Consider the following 17,321-nt stretch of genomic DNA (forward strand, 5'->3'; position numbering starts at 1 on the left):
CAATTTCCCCATACCACCTCAGCCATAAACCTGCGGCCGCGACATTCGACCTCAATCAAGTCACCAACCACCGGAGCCGTTCCAGCAAATCGGTTTTCGTCTGCGCGAAGCTCACGTTCCGTGACTACTTCGCCATCCTTTAGTGCAATACGCTTTACCCAATAGGCCATAGCGACAGTATAGTCCTGTGTGTGGCTGGTCCAGCCAGGTTCAATCCGATGATCGCTTGGGGTCGATTCTGACGGACTAGCGCAACCTTGTCGAGCGATTCTACTGGCGTCTTGGTTGCATGGACTGTTCTGCAATTTCTATCGAATCGCTGTCAGAATTTCGTCACAACCCCGATGCCAATCCCCTCGAACCCGCCCATCGCCATCAGGGCGGCTGGCGCCTCGTCGAGGCTGATCTTTCTGCCGACCAGCAGATCGGGCTTCAGCTTGCCGGTGCGGATCATTTCCATCATTGCGGGGTAGCGATGGGCCTGCATGCCGTGGCTGCCGAGGATTTCGAGCTCGAAGGCAATCACCTTGTCCATCGGCACCTGTGGCCGGGCATGCTCGCCCAGCATCAGGCCAACCTGCACATGGCGGCCACGCCGGCGCAGATTGGAAATCGAGTTGAACGACGTCGTGGGGTGGCCGAGCGCGTCCATCGACATGTGTGCGCCGCCATTGGTGATCTGCTTGACCGCCTTGACGACATTCGGCGTGTTCGAGGCATTGATGGTCGCCACGGCGCCGATCTTTTTGGCGAACTCCAGCTTCTCGTCGGTAAGGTCGATGGCAATGACATTGGCGCCCATGGAACTGGCGATCATGATCGCCGACAGGCCGACGCCGCCGCAGCCATGCACCGCCACCCATTCGCCCGGCGTCACCCGGCCCTGGTCGACAATGGCGCGAAACGAGGTGACGAAGCGGCAGCCGAGGCTGGCGGCGGTGGCGAATTCCATCTCCTCGGGCAGCCGCACGAGGTTGGTGTCGGCATGTTCGATGGCGACATATTCGGCAAACGAGCCCCAGGCGGTGAAGCCTGGCTGCGTTTGATGCTCGCAGACCTGGTGGTTGCCGGAGGTGCATTCGAAACAGCGGCCGCAGCCGACGCAGAACGGCACGGTGACGCGTTCGCCGGCCTTCCAGCGGGTTACCCGCTTGCCGACGGCTACGACAATGCCGGCCAGTTCGTGACCGGGAACATGCGGCAGGGTGATGCCGTCATCATGGCCCATCCAGCCATGCCAGTCGCTGCGGCACAGCCCCGTCGCCTCGACCTTGATGACGACGCCATCGGCGGCCGGCTTCGGATCCGGCACGGTCTGGATCGTCGGCGCTTGGCCGAATTTCTCGAAGACGATGGCTTTCATCGGGTGGTCCTCATGCTCTGCGCCAGTGCGCTTCTATTCCGCATCTATCTGATTCTCCGGTGCTGCCTTCTGAAAGGCCGGCAGCGCCATGCAGGCGGCGTGGATGCGCGAGATCTCGGGGTAGGGTGTCAGGTCGACGCCGAAGCGGGCGTTGCTGGCGATCTGGGCGACCAGGCAGATGTCGGCGAGACCCGGTGCGTCGCCATGGCAAAATGTGCCGGTCTCATCCGATGAAGCCAGAATCTTTTCAAGCGGCTGGAACCCTTCGTTCACCCAGTGGCGAAACCAGTGGATGACATCCTGGTCGCCGGCGCCGAACAAAGTGCGCAGCGAGGTCAGCACCCGCAGATTGTTCACCGGGTGGATGTCGCAGGCGATCATCTGCGCCAGCATTCGCACACGCGCCCGGCCGAGCGCGTCCTTCGGCAACAGCGGCGGTTCGGGATGGGTCTCGTCGAGATATTCGATGATCGCCAGCGACTGCGTCAACAGCGTGCCGTCGCCCAGGATCAGCGCCGGTACCAGCGCTTGCGGATTGACCGCGCGGTAAGCCGGCTCCAGATGGTCGCCATGACGCAGATGATGCGGCACGTAATCGTAGCTTAGCCCCTTCATCTCGAGCGCGATGCGCACGCGGTAGGAGGTGGAGGAGCGGTAGTAGTTGTGGAGGACGAGGTCGCTCATCGGGTCACGGCTTGCCCATCGAATCTTGGCCGATGGTGATCTCGATGGTGCCGATGCCGTCGACACCGCCGGTCATCGTCTGACCCGGCGCTACCGCGCCGACGCCGGCCGGCGTGCCGGTGAAGATCAGGTCGCCCGGTTGTAGTGCAACCGCACTGCTGCAGATCGAAACGATATCGGCAATCGGCCAGATCAGTTCGGCGAGGTCCCCATCCTGCTTCACCGCGCCGTCGACGGCGAGCCAGATGCGGCCCTTTTGCAGGTGGCCGGATTTGGCGGCTGATACCAACGGGCCGCAGGGCGCCGAGCGGTCGAAGGCCTTCGACCAGTCCCACGGCCGGGCTGCTTTCTTGGCCTCGTCCTGCAGGTCGCGGCGGGTGAGGTCGATACCGACGCCGTAGCCCCAGACATGGTCGAGCGCCTGCGCGCGAGGAATGCGGAAGCCGGCCTTGCCGATCGCAGCGACCAGCTCGATCTCATGGTGCAGGTTTTTGGTCAAAGGCGGGTAGGGGACCGTGGTGCCGGAATCGACCACCGCATCGGCCGGCTTGGTGAAGAAGAAGGGCGGGTCGCGCTCGTCATTGCCGAGTTCGCGGGCATGCGCGGCGTAGTTGCGGCCGACGCAGAAGATGCGGCGCACCGGAAAACGCTCGGCAGAGCCGGCGACAGCCACCGACGGGGTTGCGGGCAGGGGAAGGACGAAGTCTGTCATGCGCGGGTCTCTGCTTCAACTGAGGGCACATTTGACCGATTTGGACCGCCGGGCAAGGCATCAGCGCTGGCAAAAGCGTCGGCTGCGCTCCGTGGACCAAGATGGCGATAGACTATTTGCCAATAAGCTGGCCATACCAGCGGGAGTATCGTGCCCACGGAGAACTGAAACGAACACCATGACCGCAATCAACGATCGCGCCCGGTTTCTGATCATCGACGACCATCCGCTGTTTCGCGAGGCGCTGCACAGCGCCGTGCAGATGGCCTATCCGGAAGTCGACACCGTGGAGGCGCGCTCGATCGCCGAGGCGCTCGATCTCCTGGGTGGGATAAAACCGTTCGATCTGGCGCTGCTCGATCTCAACATGCCTGATGTCCATGGCTTCGATGGACTGCTGCAACTCAGGACCCGCCATCCGCGGCTGCCGGTGGTCGTCGTCTCGGGCTATGAGGAGCCGAAGATCATCTCCGAGGCGTTGTCCTATGGCGCTGCCGGCTTCATCCCGAAATCGGCGCGCAAGAGCGATCTTGCGGCCGCAATCCGCTCGGTGATGGAGGGCGCGATCTATGTGCCGGAGACATATGAGGGACAGCCGCCCGACGCCGACAGCGCCGACCGCGCCGATATGGTGCAGCGGCTGGCCAAACTGACGCCGCAGCAGCTGCGCGTGCTGCAGATGCTGCGCCAGGGCCTGCTGAACAAGCAGATCGCCTACGAGCTGCAGGTCGGCGAGACCACGGTCAAGGCGCATGTCTCGGAGATCCTGCGCAAGCTCAACGTCTACAGCCGCACGCAAGCGGTGATTGAGGTGTCGAAGCTGGACAATGCGGAGCTGTTTCGCGATCAGGCCGGGTTTTGATCTTTACCCTCCCCCTTGTGGGGAGGGTCGATCCGCGAAGCGGAGCGGGGTGGGGGAGCTTGGCGCTGCACCCCGCCCCGGCGCTGCGCGCCGACCCTCCCCATCGAGGGGAGGGTATGGGGCTCAAGCCAGCAGATGCGCCAGCAGCGCCCTTAGCTGCGCCGGCTTTAGCGGCTTCCGCATCAGCTCTATGCCTGCGGCGCGGGCTGCCTTGGCGACGGCCCCCGATCCGTCGGCGGTGACGATCAGCGCCGGCACGGCGCGGCCGAGATAATCGCGGACTTCGGCGATGGTGGCGGTGCCGAGGTCGCCGTCGTCGAGATGCTGGTCGGCAATGACGATGTCGGGCACCCAGTCGGTGTCGCCAAGCAGGCTGATCGCAGCCTCGGTCGAAGTCGCGGCGCGCACCAGGCACTGCCAGCGCTCGAGCAGGAAGGTCATCGCCTGCAACACGTCGGCGTCATTTTCGACCAGCAGGACCTTGGTGCCGAACAGGCCGTAGCCGCGCGGCCGCTCCATCTCGGCAAGGCTGGCGATGGCGTCGGCGCTGGCGCCGATGCCGACCGGCACGTCGATGTGGAAGATGGTGCCGCGCCCAACCCTCGAGGAGAACGTCACGGGATGACCGAGCGCGGCGGCCATGCGCCGCACGATGGCAAGGCCCAGGCCCAGCCCGCCGCCGGAGATCCCGGTATCGGCTGGAATGGCGGAGCCGCGATGGAACTCCTCGAAAACCGCCTCGCGCTGATCCTCGGGAATGCCGCAGCCGGTGTCGGCGACATCGATGCGGATGGTGTCGCCGCGATGCCTGGTGCCGACCAGCACGCCGCCGAAGCGGGTGTAGCGCAGAGCGTTGGACAGGATATTCTGCAGGATGCGGCGCAAGAGCGTGCGGTCCGAACGCACCACGGCGCTGACCGGGCGGAACTTCAGCGCCAGCCCCTTCATCTCGGCCACGGGCAGGAAATCCGACCGCAGCGAGGAAAACAGCGTCTCCAGATTGACATCGCCGATGTCGGGCTGGACCACGCCGGCATCGAGCTTGGAAATGTCGAGCAGCGTGCGCAACAGGTCTTCCATGGTCTCCAGCGAGCGCTCGACCTGGCGGACCAGCTTCTTGCCCTCGTCGCTGGTCTGCACTTCGGCCAGCGCCGAGACGGAGAGGTGGGCGGCGTTCAGCGGCTGCAGCACGTCATGGCTGGCGGCGGCCAGGAACCTGGTCTTGGACAGGTTTGCCAGCTCGGCGTTTTCCTTGGCGGCGCTGAGGTCGATGTTCGACTGTTCCAGCCGGCGCAAGGTCGAGTGCAGTTCCTCGGTGCGCATACGCACGCGGTTTTCAAGTGAAATCGCGGTCTGGAACAGCGAGAAGGCATTGCCTTGCTGGTCCATCGAGCGCTCGACGCGGCTGACCAGAGCGGCGTTGATCTTCTTCAGCCTGTCGACGTCGTCGATGTCCCTGAGCGGCATGGGCTATTCCGCCGCCTGGCGTTCGCCGAAGGCGATGCCGGTGAAGGTTTGGTTCAGATGCATCGAGCGGTACTGTTCGCCATAGGTGCCGAAGCCGATGACATTGTTGACCCGGTAGAGCTCCGAAATGTCGCGGAACACCTGGCGGTTGCGCGCATCGAGCCGGCGCAGCACGCAATCGAAGCCGAGGATCATGTCGATGCCGCCGAGCCGTTGCTCGACGTCGCGCAGTGCGGCGCGCGTGGATTCCACCATGTCCTTGGGCTGGGCGATGGACAGCACGACGCCGTCGTCTATGGCGCAGAAGAATGACAGCGAGCCGTCGGGATGCATCTTCTGGATCGAGCGGCAGTAAAATTCGCCACCCACTTTCACCACCACCGGGTGCGAAGCGAAGCTCATCGGCGTCAGGTTCTGCGCAACGATGCCGACGGAGGCTGCATACTCCTCAGCCGCATTGGTGGCGTTGAATTCGCGCACGGTGCGGTGGTCCGGATCGGATGCCGTCACCACCAGCTTCTCGTCGGTGGGGATGAAATTGTCGGTCTTGAAGACATGGAACGGAATCTCGGTGGCGATCAGCACAATGATGGCGCTGTCGGACGCTACCTTGCCGTTCGAAATCAGCCTGGTGGTTTCGAATTTCAAATCGTCGCCCGCCGAACCGCCGATCAGCGGGATGTCGTCCAGCCCCCAATGGATGGCCGAGGTCACCGCTTCCTCTGCAAAGGACAGGCCGTCGATGAAGCAGAGCGCGAAGGTGCTTTTGGCATGGCAACTGCCGGTGCGTCCGCGCAGCAACCGCCGCAAGGCCTCGACTTCATCAGTGATCCTGTCCATGCCCGACGAGGAGAGATTGTCGACCATGGTGCTGACCGCCGAAAACGACGCGGAGGGAAAGAGCATGGCGAGCACATGACCTTCCTCCAGGCCTTGCGGGGTGATCTCGCCGGCGGTCGAGCAGGCGGCGTAGGCCAGCGTCGGCGCTTGGGTCTTCAGCGCTTGCGAAAGGACGCTCGCATCAAGCAGGCTCTGGGAAAAGAACAGCAGGGCAAAGCCGGCATCGATGGCTGCGGCCTCGGCGGCGACCGCTCGGGCGAATGCATCGGCGTCGGGCTCGTCGGTGGTGAGCGCCGACAGACCGGATGCATAGCTCGTCCGTGAACTGGCCAGAGGCTTCCTCCCGATATCCTCCGACGCTTCCTGCGCGCGCCCGTTTTATGTCTCTCGGCGCGCTGGCGTCGAGGGCATTGTTGCCCCCTATTCGCTCTTTGGCAATGGGGCGGACAGGCCCATGATTTTCGTTTTGTCCATGACCGAAAGTACAATGAGCGCCGTGTGTTTTTTGCGCTTTGTGCAGTGTACCAATAGGGCATGGCCGAGCGCCAAAGCCGCATCGGCAGCATGACTACCAAGGTCATACCCAGGGAGGATGCATGTCGGACGTTTCGTTTGTCGTGAACGGAAAACGGATCAGCGGCGCTGCCGAGGACCGAACGCTTCTGGTTCATTTCCTGCGCGAAAATCTTGGTCTCACCGGAACGCATGTCGGTTGTGACACCTCTCAATGCGGCGCCTGCGTCGTGCATGTCGACGGCAGGGCAGTGAAGTCCTGTTCGATGCTGGCTGTGCAGGCCTCCGGGTCGACCGTGGTGACGATCGAAGGGCTTGCCAATGGCGGCGACCTGCATCCGATGCAGGCCGCGTTCAAGGAACATCATGGGCTACAATGCGGCTTCTGCACGCCGGGCATGATCATGACCGCGACCGACATGATCGCGCGCCATCCCGAAGGCCTTGACGAGGCGACGGTGCGCGCCGAGCTCGAAGGCAACATCTGCCGCTGCACCGGCTACCACAATATCGTCAAGGCGATCCTTGCCGCATCGCAAACGATGGCGAAGGCGCCGAAGGGCAGGGTGAAACAAGCGGCGTAGAAAGAAGCGAGTAGTGAATAGTGAATAGCGAGTAGTCGGTTTAGCCGAACCGCTCCGAGCACAATTCCCTACTCACTGTTCACTATTCGCTACTCACTATTCGCTATTCCGGAGGAATTCCTATGGGCATTGAAGGCATCGGCGCTCGGGTCGTGCGCAAGGAAGACAAACGGTTCATCACCGGCGCCGGCCGCTATGTCGACGACATGGTGGTTCCCGGCATGAAGCATGCCGCTTTCGTGCGCAGCCCGCACGCGCATGCTCAGATCAAGAAGATCGACGTCAGACGAGCGCAGGCGATGCCCGGCGTCATCGGCGTCTTGACCGGCAAGGAGCTCAAGGCCGACGGCATCGGCAACCTGATCTGCGGCTGGATGATCCATTCCAAGGACGGCTCGCCGATGAAGATGGGCGCGTGGTCGCCGCTGGCCGTCGACAAGGTGCGCTATGTCGGCGACGCGGTCGTCATCGTGGTGGCGGAAACCAAGGGCCAGGCCCGCGACGCGGCCGAAGCGGTCGAGATCACCTACAAGGAATTGAAGGCGGTGGTCGATGCCACCAAGGCGCTGCAAAAAGGTGCGCCGCAGGTCCATGCCGAAGCCGAGGACAATCTTATCTTCGACTGGGAGATCGGCGATGCCAAGGCGACCGATGCGGCGATCCAGGCGGCGGCCCATGTCACCCGCATGAAGATCGTCAACAACCGGCTGGTTCCCAACGCCATGGAGCCGCGCGCGGCCCTTGGCCATTACGACAAGGCCGAGGACCATTTTACCTGCTGGACGACGTCGCAGAACCCGCATGTCGCGCGGCTGGTGATGAGCGCCTTCTACAATGTCGCACCGGAAAACAAACTGCGCGTCATTGCGCCCGATGTCGGCGGCGGCTTCGGCTCGAAGATCTACATCTATCCCGAAGAGATCGTCTGCCTTTGGGCGTCGAAGAAGACCGGCGTCCCGGTCAAATGGGTCGCCGACCGTACCGAAAGCTTTCTCACCGACGCGCATGGCCGTGACCATGTCTCGACGGTCGAAATGGCGTTCGACAAGAACAACAAGATCACCGGCTTCAAGGTAGACACCATCGCCAATCTCGGCGCCTACATGTCGCTGTTCTCGTCTTGCGTGCCGACCTATCTCTACGCGACGCTGCTGTCGGGCCAGTACAACATCCCGACGATCCACGCCAATGTGCGCACCGTCTACACCAACACGGCACCCGTCGACGCCTATCGCGGGGCAGGGCGGCCGGAAGCCACGTATCTGCTCGAACGGACAATGGAGACGGCCGCGCGTGAACTTGGGGTCTCGCCGGCGGAGTTGCGGCGCGCCAATTTCATCACCGAGTTTCCGCATCAGACGCCGGTCATCATGAACTATGACGCCGGCGACTATGGAGCTTCACTCGATGCGGCGACACAGGCGTCCGACTATGCCGGCTTTGCCAAGCGCAAAGCGGCGGCCGGCAGCCAGGGCAGACTGCGCGGCATCGGCATGAGCTGCTATATCGAGGCCTGCGGCATCGCGCCGTCGGCGGCGGTCGGTTCGCTCGGCGCCGGCGTCGGTCTGTGGGAATCCGCCGAAGTGCGGGTCAATGCCGTCGGCACGATCGAGGTGCTGACCGGCTCGCACAGCCACGGCCAGGGCCATGAGACGACCTTCGCGCAACTCGTCAACCAGCGTTTTGGCGTGCCACTGGACTCGGTCTCGATCGTCCATGGAGATACCGACAAGGTGCAGATGGGTATGGGCACCTACGGCTCGCGCTCGGGCGCGGTCGGGATGTCGGCAATTGCCAAGGCGCTCGACAAGGTCGAGGCCAAGGCCAAGAAAATCGCCGCCCATCTGCTCGAGGCCGACGAGGGCGACATCGTCATCGAGAATGGCGAGGTCAAGGTTGCCGGCACCGACAAGAGCCTGCCCTGGTTCCAGGTGGCGCTTGCCGCCTACACCGCTCACAATCTGCCGGCAGGCATGGAGCCGGGACTGAAGGAAACAGCCTTCTACGATCCGGCGAACTTCACTTTCCCGGCGGGCTGCTACATCTGCGAGGTCGAGATCGATCCGGAAACCGGCACGACCGAGATCGTCCAGTTCGTCGCGGCGGACGATTTCGGCAACATCATCAACCCGATGATCGTCGAGGGTCAGGTGCATGGCGGCATCGCCCAGGGCATCGGCCAGGCGCTGCTGGAAGGCGCGCACTATGACGATAGCGGGCAGCTGCTGACGGCGAGCTACATGGACTACACCATGCCGCGCGCGGACGACCTGCCGTCATTCAAGGTGTCGACCTCGAACACGCCGTGTCCGAGCAATCCGCTCGGCATCAAGGGCTGTGGCGAGGCCGGCGCCATCGGCTCGCCGCCAGCGGTCATCAACGCCATCACCGACGCTTTGGGGATTGTGGACATCGCCATGCCGGCCTCGCCGTCGACGGTGTGGGCGGCGATACGGGCGAAGAAATGAGTGAGTAGGGAGTAGTGAGTAGGGAATGGGCATCGCCGGAGATGACAGCGTCCCTATTCCCTACTCACTACTGCCTAACCACTTCAGGGGAGGATCACATGTACGCAGTCAACTACCACCGCGCCGCCTCGGTCGCCGACGCCGCCAAGCTGGTGAAGAGCGGCGACGCCAGGCTTTTGTCAGGCGGCATGACGCTGATCCCGGCGATGAAGACGCGGCTCGCCGCACCGTCCGACCTGATCGACCTGTCGCGGATCAAGGAGCTGCAAGGCGTCAAGGTGTCGGGCAAGACCGTCACCATCGGCGCCGCCACAACCCATTACGACGTCGCCAATGACGAGAAGCTGCGGAAGGCCTGTCCGGCGCTTGCCCACCTTGCGTCGCTGATTGGCGATCCGGCGGTGCGCCACAAGGGCACGATCGGCGGCTCGGTCGCCAACAACGACCCAGCCGCCGATTATCCGGCGGCGCTCTTGGCGCTGGGCGCCACCATCGTCACCAACAAGCGCGAGATTTCAGCCGCGAAATTCTTCACCGGGCTGTTCGAAACGGCGCTGAAAGAAGGCGAGATCATCACCTCGGTGAGTTTTACCGCGCCGGCCAAGGCTGCTTACGAAAAATTCCGCAACCCGGCCTCGCGCTATGCGATCGTCGGCGTGTTCGTGGCAAAGGGCAAGGACGGGGTCAGCGTTGCCGTTACCGGCGCCGGCGATGACGGTGTGTTCCGCTCGAAGGAGATCGAAGCAGCACTGGCGAAGAATTTTGCCGCATCGGCGCTCGACGGCGTGAAAGTGCCGGCGAAGAATTTGATGACCGACCTCCACGCTTCGGCCGAATACCGCGCCAATTTGATCGCCGTGATGGCCAAGCGCGCGGTGAACGCCGCCAACGCTTGAACAGTGCCAATTCGAGACGGGAAGGGGCCATTGCGGCCCCTTTCTTTTTTGCGATCACAAACGTTGGCGCCAACACGCGCCAATCTCAAAGCTTCGCACTTGCACAAAGTTATCCCGCACTGCAATATAAACTGGGCGGGAATACGAGGCGAATCCGTGGCGCAGCGATGCGCGCTGCATCGGTTCTTGAGTGCGAAGGACGGGCATGGCCGACATCTCCGCAGCGTCTGTTGCCCTGCCGCGGGCCACAGCCGACAAAGCAGCCAGAGCAAGACTGGCCTATCTCGATGGCTGGCGCGGGCTTTCGATCGCACTGGTGCTGATCGGCCATTTCTTCCCCGTTCCCGGGATCAATCTCGGCGTGCTCGGCGTCGAGTTCTTCTTCGTGCTCTCAGGCCGGCTGATGGGCGAGATACTGTTCATCGAACGCTTTCCGCTGAAAAAATTCTTCAAGCGCCGCTTTTCGCGCATCTATCCCGCGCTGCTGGTGTTCGTGACATCAGCCATGATCGGGCTCTCCGGCACCTTTATCGGCTTCAAATGGAAGGCGGCGCTGACGGCGCTGACATTCACCTACAACTATGCCGGAATTCTCATCACCCGCGCCGGCGCGCTCGACCACATCTGGTCGCTATGCGTGGAAGAGCATGCCTACATCATCCTGGCGCTGATCAGCGTGGTGGTGACCGGGCGGGGTAATGTCGTTCGGCTGCTGGTGACGCTGTCGCTGCTGGCGATGGCCAATGGCGCCATTTCGTACTGGGCACTCGGCATGGATTACGAGCACAGCTATTGGCGCACCGATGTGCATATCGCCTCGATCCTGCTGTCGGCATCGATCTGCCTGCTCAAGCACGATGACCGGCTGCCGGCATTCCTGAAGAGCCCCTATGTCAGCCTCGTGTCGGCGGCGGCGGCTATATTGCTGTTCCTCGATCCGGTGCCGACGCCGATCCATTACCTACTGGCGGTGCCGTTGCTGGCGCTTGCCGTCAATACGCTGGACACCAGCAACTGGCATCTTACCGGCCTGCTTTCATCCAGGCCGATGGTGATGATCGGGCTATGGTCGTACTCGCTCTATCTCTGGCAACAGCCCTTCTACAAATTCGTCGCCGAGCAGGGCAGTGCGCCGATCCCGATGCTGGCGGCTGTCTTCGCCTGTGCATTATGCAGCTACTATCTGGTCGAGAAGCCCGCGCGGGCCTGGCTGAACCGGAATTGGTGAGGGCTACGGACTCCTAATCTTATGCTGCCGTGGCGATCTGCTTGCCGATCATCAGCCAGCGACCCATCAGCCGGCGATCTCCTTGAGGTAGTAGCGCACCGCCTTCTTGCCGCCATGGATCACCGCGTCACCGACCTCGGCAAAGCCAAGCGCCGCATGGAAGGCGTCCGAAGCCGGATTGGGCGGTTCGACATTGACCTCGCAGGTGACGATGCTGTGGCCCGCGCGTGCGACTTCCCCGAACAGATCCTCGTAGAGCCGGCGGGCATGGCCGCGGCCGCGCGCTTGCGCCGCGACGACGACGCGGTCGACATAGACGAAGCGTGGATAGCGCTCGCGGAACCAGAGGAAATTCGGGCTGTCGTAGGCCGCATTCTGGTCGAAGGTCATGATGAAGGCTTCGAGCGTGCCGATGCGCCTGACGTAAAACGCTTCGCCAAGCAGGAAAGACAGCCGTTCGGGGTCGAGCCATGACAGTTCGGCGGCGTGCTCATTGTTGAGTGCGAGGATGGCCGCTTCGTCCTGAGGCGAGACACGGCTGATCGGCGACGGCCCAGTCACGGCTTCGCTCATCATGCTCTGGCCGCCGCAATCGTCGCTGCAACCAGCGCCCCATCGGTGACTGTGGTGCGGTATTCGCGGTCCAGATCGCCGCCGCCCATGCCGACTTGCGGGTTGCGGTAGGCCATGGCGCTCGGTACGTCCTTGAGCGCGGCGAAATGCAGTTCCGTCAGCCCGGTTGATGCCAGCACCCCGGCGATGTTTTCGGGGTCCAGCGCGCCGCAGCCGAGGATGATGATGCGGCCGTCGGCCTGGCGGACGAGATCCGCCAACAGGCCGGCGCCTTCCACCGCGGTGTCCCTCTGGCCGCTGGTCAGCACGCGGCCGACCTTGCAGCGGATCAGCGCTTCCAGCGCCTCGGCCGGGTCGCGCGTCATGTCGAAGGCGCGGTGGCAGGTGACGGCGAGCGGACCGGCGGCATCGACCAGCGCGCCCATGCGGGTTTCATCGATGGTGCCGTCGGCATTGAGGCAACCGACGACGACACCGGCGACGCCGAGGTCACGAAGCGCTGCGACATCGGCGAGCATCGAGCTGTATTCGGCCTCGCTGTAGAGGAAATCGCCGCCGCGCGGCCGCACGATGACATGGAAGGGAATGGTCGCGCTCTCGAGTGCGGCGCGCACCGTGCCGAGGCTGGGCGTGATGCCGCCTTCGACCAGGCTGGCGCAGAGCTCGACCCGGTCGGCGCCGGCGGCCTGCGCGGCCAGCAGTCCATCGATGCCTTCGACGCAGATTTCGATCAGGGGGCGAGCATTTCCTGCCAAGGGGCGATCCTTCATGATTGCATGACGGCCAGCCCTAGCATCGGCTCGGTTGGTGGGGAAGCCGGAACAGCCAGTCGCTGCTTGGGCCAGCCCGGCAACCCTGCCTAGGTCCGTAGCGAGAGATCTATTGTTTCTGCAGCACCGTGTTCTTGGCGCCTTGTTCGACCTGGTCGATGACCAGCAGCTTGACCGGGGCGTCGCCGATGTTGGTGGCCTGGTGCCATTGGCCGATCATCTCGATGATGAAATCGCCCGTCTTGTAGGTGTTGCTGTTGCCGGTCTCGACATTCGTCACTTTGAGTGTCCCGGCCTCGACATAGGCGTAGCGGGCAAACGGGTGCTTGTGCACCGGCAGAGTGGCGCCGACCGCAATGTCATAGGTTGAAACCAGGACCTGGACATTTTTCTGCGGCAGCACGATCGGCTGACCGGACGCCGTCTGGCTGCGATCGGCAAGCGGTGTGACGACAACCGGCGGGATGGTACTGTCCAGCGCCCGAGCGGGGTTTGCAGATAGCGCTGCCGCGAACAGCAGCATCGATGCCAGGATCTTTCGCATGGTTCCTCCAGGTTTTACCGCCACCGCGCGGCGCGACGCCAAAGTTCTAACTCTCGTCAGCTACTGGAGACACAACGTCATCCGCCGGTGCCGTCGTCCATCATCGTATTCGTGAGCGCTTCATAGATGTTGCTGCATACCTGAGACCGCGGACAGTGTTTTACGATGAATGCCGGCACGACAGTCAGTGCGGCGGCGATCAGGATTTGCAGGAAGAGAGGAGCAGGCTCGAAGCGTTTGCCAAGCAAGGCTCGGCAAGCGAAGTAGAGACTTTGAGCCAGGCATGCCCAGACAAGGACATGCAACAGCGTGCTCGTTGCTCGGGCATAGGGCGTTATGTATCCGTCGGGAAAGCCGACCATGCCGAGGTCGACGAGCCACTGCAGAGCCAGAACGCAGGACAGGCATGCCCACAGAAAGAGCGCCACGCGGATGGCCGGGATTTTGCTGCGATCAACGCTCATATGCAATCGAAGCACAACTGCGTGCTGCCTTCCAGAGCGGCTGCTGCGTGGCTTGGAGTATCGTCTATTTCAGAGTGCGCAGCGTGATCGAATAGCGGTGCCCGGCGACCGGCGGAATGCTGTGCTCCCACTCGTGGCGCGCCGGACCGTCCATGAGATAGAGGGACCTCGGTTCGACCTCGATCGTCTCGCGATCCCATTTCGAGCCTTTTTTGCGGCGCAGCCGAAAGCTGCAGGGCGCCAGCAGCGAGACGCCGGCGACGAGATCGAAATGCGGCTTGTCGCGATGCCAACCTATGCCCGCGCCCGGCCGATACTCGTTGATGAGCACTTGCGCGAATTCCGTGGCCTGCCTGCCGGCAAAATCCGCGACCTTGTCGCGAAGCGGCAGCAGGAATTTCGGGATGGGCGGCGCTTCGACGACCTGTCGCCGGTCGTAGTCGTAGCGCCAGCCGAAGCCGGCGACCAGCCGGTTGGCAATATGGCCATGGAAATCGAACGGCTTGAAGGACAGTTCATTGAGGTGACGGACCAGTTCCGCCTCTTCGTCCGTTGTGATCAGGCTAGGCCGGTAAGAAAATCCTTCCGGCAGCGTGTCGGCCGCGCCGAAGAGATCGCCCTGGCTGGCATACGCTGTTGTACTGGATTTCGTCTGTGACATCTGACGGAGAGATAGGAAGCCTCGCGGCCCGGGCAAGATTTTCGGCGTTGTGGTGCGCCTCCCTGACGGAACCTCCGCATCGTTGCGGCATTACGCATGTTCGAAGCAGGATTTGGGGCGAAAGATTTGGGGACGAAGCAGGATTTTCGACATGCCGTCCACTGCCATTCGCAACACCCACTACGACCCGTCGACGAAAATCCTCTCGGTCTGGTTCGTCCCGAGCGGAGCCCGCTACGACTATGAAGAGGTCGAGCCCGAGACCTATGCGGCGTTCCGCGCCGCCTTCTCGAAAGGGCAATTTTTCAACGAGTTCATACGCGATCGCTACCGGTTTCACCTGGTTGAAGAAGGACGCCGGCGCGTGACTGGATCCTGAAGGCGCTACGAGAACTCGCGGCGCAGGGATAGTTTTCGGGCTGGGAAGACCAGGGACCCAGGCAGCTATAGGCCCGCCACGTGCGAGCGGAATGCCAAACAGACGACCGCATGGCCTCATCAAAGCCCTGTTCAACTCCTCAATTCGTGGTAAGGTGATTATACCAGTTAATAACATGACGATCGGCGCGGCCGTCGTTTAATGCGGGAGTAGGGATAGATGACGACGATTGCGCTGTTCGGTGCCGGCGGCAAAATGGGTTACCGCCTGTCGACCAATTTTCGCGGATCGCCCTACACGGTATGCCATGTCGAGGTCAGCGAGGCCGGCCGCGAGCGGCTGAAGACCGGACTGGGCTTCGACGCGGTCAGTGCCGATGCGGCGCTCGACGGGGCGGATATTGTCATCCTGGCCGTTCCCGACACGCATATCGGCAAGGTGGCGGCTGATATCGAGAGCAAACTGGCGCCAGGCACAATGGTGATAGTGCTCGATGCGGCCGCACCCTTCGCCGGCCATCTGCCCAACCGGCCGGACCTGACCTATTTCGTCACCCATCCCTGTCATCCGCCGATCTTCAACGACGAGACCGACATGGCGGCCAAGAAGGACTATTTTGGCGGCGTCAAGGCCAAGCAGCATATGGTCAGCGCGCTGATGCAGGGACCGGAAGCGGATTACGCCAAGGGCGAGGCGGTCGCGAAAATCATCTGGGCGCCGGTCATGCGCTCGCACCGTGTCACTGTCGAACAGATGGCGCTGCTGGAGCCCGGTCTATCGGAGACGGTGTGCGCGTCACTGCTTGTCGTCATGAAGGAAGCCGTCGACGAGGTCGTCGCGCGTGGCGTCGACCAACAGGCGGCGCTCGACTTCCTGCTCGGCCACATCAACGTGCTCGGCGCCGTCATTTTCGGCGAGACCAAGGGTGTGTTTTCCGACGCTTGCAACAAGGCGATCGAGTTCGGCAAGCCGGTGCTGATGCGCGACGACTGGAAGCGGGTGTTCGAGCCGGAAGAGATCGCCGCGAGCATTCGGCGCATTACCTGAGATTGGCCGAGTCGGGCGCTGGCCGGAGTGCCTCGATCGCTCGACACACCCGCTATGACAGCCAGATGTTTTTTGCTCAGCGGCACATGTCACCTCAATTAGTGATTGACTCATCATACCAGTTGGCTTAGCTGTTCTTGACTCGGATCCACAAGGTTTCGCAGGGAGTTCGAGCCTGGACGGGTGGAGGGGCGGGGGAGCAACGACCGTTTGGGAAGCCGGCAACGGCATTCAGCCTGAACCGATCGGCGGCCCGCGTTGCGCGATGAATTCGAATGCAGAGGCCTTGATTTATCAAGGCAATTTTTCAAACGGGAGGACATCATGAAACTCACACGCAGAATGACACTTGCGGCGTTCGCCGGCATGCTGGCACTTGGCACGGCGGTACCCGCCTATGCGGCCGACCTGATTGCCATCATCACGCCCTCGCACGACAATCCGTTCTTCAAGGCGGAAGCCGTCGGCGCCGAAGCCAAGGCCAAGGAACTCGGCTACGAAGCGCTTGTGCTCGTCCATGACGACGACGCCAACAAGCAATCCGAATTGATCGATACGGCGATCGGTCGCGGCGCCAAGGCGATCATCCTCGACAATGCCGGCGCCGACGCCACTGTCGCTGCCGTGCAGAAGGCCAAGGACGCGGGCGTGCCGTCGTTCCTGATTGATCGCGAGATCAACGCCACCGGCGTCGCCGTGGCTCAGATCGTCTCCAACAACTACCAGGGCGCCCAGCTCGGCGCGCAGGAGTTCGTCAAGCTGATGGGCGAGAAGGGCAATTTCGTCGAGCTGGTCGGCAAGGAATCCGACACAAATGCCGGCATCCGCTCGAAGGGCTATCATGACGTCATCGACGACTATCCGGACCTGAAGATGGTCGCCCAGCAATCGGCCAACTGGAGCCAGACCGAGGCTTACGCCAAGATGGAATCGATCCTGCAGGCCAACCCTGACATCAAGGGCGTCATCTCCGGCAATGACACGATGGCGATGGGCGCCTATGCGGCGCTGGTCGCGGCAAACCGCAAGGACGTCATCGTCGTCGGCTTCGACGGATCGAACGACGTGCGCGACTCCATCACCGCGGGCGGCATCAAGGCAACCGTCCTGCAGCCGGCCTATGCGCAGGCGCAGATGGCGGTCGAGCAGGCCAACGACTTCATCAAGAACAAGAAGTCGCCGGCCAAGGAAAAGCAGCTGATGGACTGCGTTCTGGTCAATGGTGACAATGCTGCCAAGCTGGAAACGTTTGCGCTGACCAACTGA

The 17,321-nt window shown here is 62.6% G+C and carries 18 protein-coding genes; 8 read left to right on the plus strand and 10 right to left on the minus strand.

Annotation, left to right across the window (positions count from 1 at the left end; translation table 11 throughout):
• Positions 1-322: 322 nt before the first annotated feature.
• From NKJ75_RS09630 to NKJ75_RS09640, 3 genes are read right to left on the minus strand one after another with little or no spacing between them, the layout of a single operon-like run.
• On the minus strand, positions 323-1,363 hold the full coding sequence (locus tag NKJ75_RS09630) for a zinc-dependent alcohol dehydrogenase family protein (protein WP_352499599.1): 1,041 nt from the start codon (positions 1,361-1,363) through the stop codon (positions 323-325).
• A gap of 33 nt (positions 1,364-1,396) precedes the next feature.
• Positions 1,397-2,047: a maleylacetoacetate isomerase gene (maiA, locus tag NKJ75_RS09635; RefSeq protein ID WP_352499600.1), complete on the minus strand. Its 651-nt coding sequence runs from the start codon at positions 2,045-2,047 to the stop codon at positions 1,397-1,399.
• A 4-nt stretch (positions 2,048-2,051) separates the two neighbouring features.
• On the minus strand, positions 2,052-2,759 hold the full coding sequence (locus tag NKJ75_RS09640; protein ID WP_023688173.1) for a fumarylacetoacetate hydrolase family protein: 708 nt from the start codon (positions 2,757-2,759) through the stop codon (positions 2,052-2,054).
• Positions 2,760-2,937: 178 nt separating this feature from the next.
• Here NKJ75_RS09640 and NKJ75_RS09645 point away from each other — a divergent pair, with 178 nt between their 5' ends.
• Complete coding sequence (locus tag NKJ75_RS09645; protein WP_023672627.1) at positions 2,938-3,621, plus strand: response regulator; 684 nt, start codon at positions 2,938-2,940, stop codon at positions 3,619-3,621.
• Positions 3,622-3,744: 123 nt separating this feature from the next.
• Here the strand turns inward: NKJ75_RS09645 and NKJ75_RS09650 are convergent, their stop codons facing one another.
• Positions 3,745-5,088: a hybrid sensor histidine kinase/response regulator gene (locus NKJ75_RS09650; RefSeq protein ID WP_352499601.1), complete on the minus strand. Its 1,344-nt coding sequence runs from the start codon at positions 5,086-5,088 to the stop codon at positions 3,745-3,747.
• A gap of 3 nt (positions 5,089-5,091) precedes the next feature.
• Entirely contained in the window at positions 5,092-6,276 is a 1,185-nt protein-coding gene (locus NKJ75_RS09655; RefSeq protein WP_348524292.1) for an FIST N-terminal domain-containing protein, read from the minus strand.
• A gap of 248 nt (positions 6,277-6,524) precedes the next feature.
• Between NKJ75_RS09655 and NKJ75_RS09660 the strand changes: the two genes are divergently transcribed.
• The 4 genes from NKJ75_RS09660 (at position 6,525) to NKJ75_RS09675 (ending at position 11,617) form a co-directional block, all read left to right on the plus strand.
• Complete coding sequence (locus NKJ75_RS09660) at positions 6,525-7,025, plus strand: (2Fe-2S)-binding protein (RefSeq protein WP_023672624.1); 501 nt, start codon at positions 6,525-6,527, stop codon at positions 7,023-7,025.
• A gap of 122 nt (positions 7,026-7,147) precedes the next feature.
• Positions 7,148-9,493 (plus strand): xanthine dehydrogenase family protein molybdopterin-binding subunit, encoded by a 2,346-nt coding sequence (locus NKJ75_RS09665; RefSeq protein ID WP_023829891.1) that lies wholly within the window; start codon positions 7,148-7,150, stop codon positions 9,491-9,493.
• A gap of 98 nt (positions 9,494-9,591) precedes the next feature.
• Positions 9,592-10,389 (plus strand): FAD binding domain-containing protein, encoded by a 798-nt coding sequence (locus tag NKJ75_RS09670; protein ID WP_023710724.1) that lies wholly within the window; start codon positions 9,592-9,594, stop codon positions 10,387-10,389.
• Positions 10,390-10,594: 205 nt separating this feature from the next.
• Positions 10,595-11,617, plus strand: coding sequence for an acyltransferase family protein (locus tag NKJ75_RS09675; protein WP_023710723.1), 1,023 nt, complete (start codon positions 10,595-10,597; stop codon positions 11,615-11,617).
• A gap of 66 nt (positions 11,618-11,683) precedes the next feature.
• Here NKJ75_RS09675 and NKJ75_RS09680 read toward each other — a convergent pair whose 3' ends face one another.
• The 5 genes from NKJ75_RS09680 to NKJ75_RS09700 all read right to left on the minus strand — a co-directional run bounded on the left by NKJ75_RS09680 (position 11,684) and on the right by NKJ75_RS09700 (position 14,629).
• Positions 11,684-12,190 (minus strand): GNAT family N-acetyltransferase, encoded by a 507-nt coding sequence (locus tag NKJ75_RS09680; protein WP_352499667.1) that lies wholly within the window; start codon positions 12,188-12,190, stop codon positions 11,684-11,686.
• Entirely contained in the window at positions 12,190-12,960 is a 771-nt protein-coding gene (locus tag NKJ75_RS09685; protein WP_488377191.1) for a copper homeostasis protein CutC, read from the minus strand. Before NKJ75_RS09685 ends, NKJ75_RS09680 begins: the two co-directional genes overlap by 1 nt.
• A 109-nt stretch (positions 12,961-13,069) precedes the next feature.
• Positions 13,070-13,504, minus strand: a complete 435-nt coding sequence (locus NKJ75_RS09690) for a cupin domain-containing protein (protein WP_352499603.1) — start codon at positions 13,502-13,504, stop codon at positions 13,070-13,072.
• Positions 13,505-13,581: 77 nt separating this feature from the next.
• Entirely contained in the window at positions 13,582-13,968 is a 387-nt protein-coding gene (locus tag NKJ75_RS09695) for a hypothetical protein (RefSeq protein ID WP_352499604.1), read from the minus strand.
• Between the two features lie 64 nt (positions 13,969-14,032).
• Complete coding sequence (locus tag NKJ75_RS09700) at positions 14,033-14,629, minus strand: alpha-ketoglutarate-dependent dioxygenase AlkB (protein WP_352499605.1); 597 nt, start codon at positions 14,627-14,629, stop codon at positions 14,033-14,035.
• Positions 14,630-14,780: 151 nt separating this feature from the next.
• Between NKJ75_RS09700 and NKJ75_RS09705 the strand changes: the two genes are divergently transcribed.
• The 3 genes from NKJ75_RS09705 (at position 14,781) to NKJ75_RS09715 (ending at position 17,321) form a co-directional block, all read left to right on the plus strand.
• Complete coding sequence (locus tag NKJ75_RS09705; RefSeq protein WP_023681706.1) at positions 14,781-15,008, plus strand: KTSC domain-containing protein; 228 nt, start codon at positions 14,781-14,783, stop codon at positions 15,006-15,008.
• 219 nt (positions 15,009-15,227) lie between these two features.
• Complete coding sequence (locus NKJ75_RS09710) at positions 15,228-16,055, plus strand: phosphogluconate dehydrogenase C-terminal domain-containing protein (RefSeq protein WP_352499606.1); 828 nt, start codon at positions 15,228-15,230, stop codon at positions 16,053-16,055.
• Between the two features lie 324 nt (positions 16,056-16,379).
• Complete coding sequence (locus tag NKJ75_RS09715; protein ID WP_023823037.1) at positions 16,380-17,321, plus strand: D-ribose ABC transporter substrate-binding protein; 942 nt, start codon at positions 16,380-16,382, stop codon at positions 17,319-17,321.

Source organism: Mesorhizobium sp. M0058, assembly GCF_040323095.1.
In the GTDB taxonomy this organism is placed as follows: Bacteria; Pseudomonadota; Alphaproteobacteria; order Rhizobiales; family Rhizobiaceae; genus Mesorhizobium.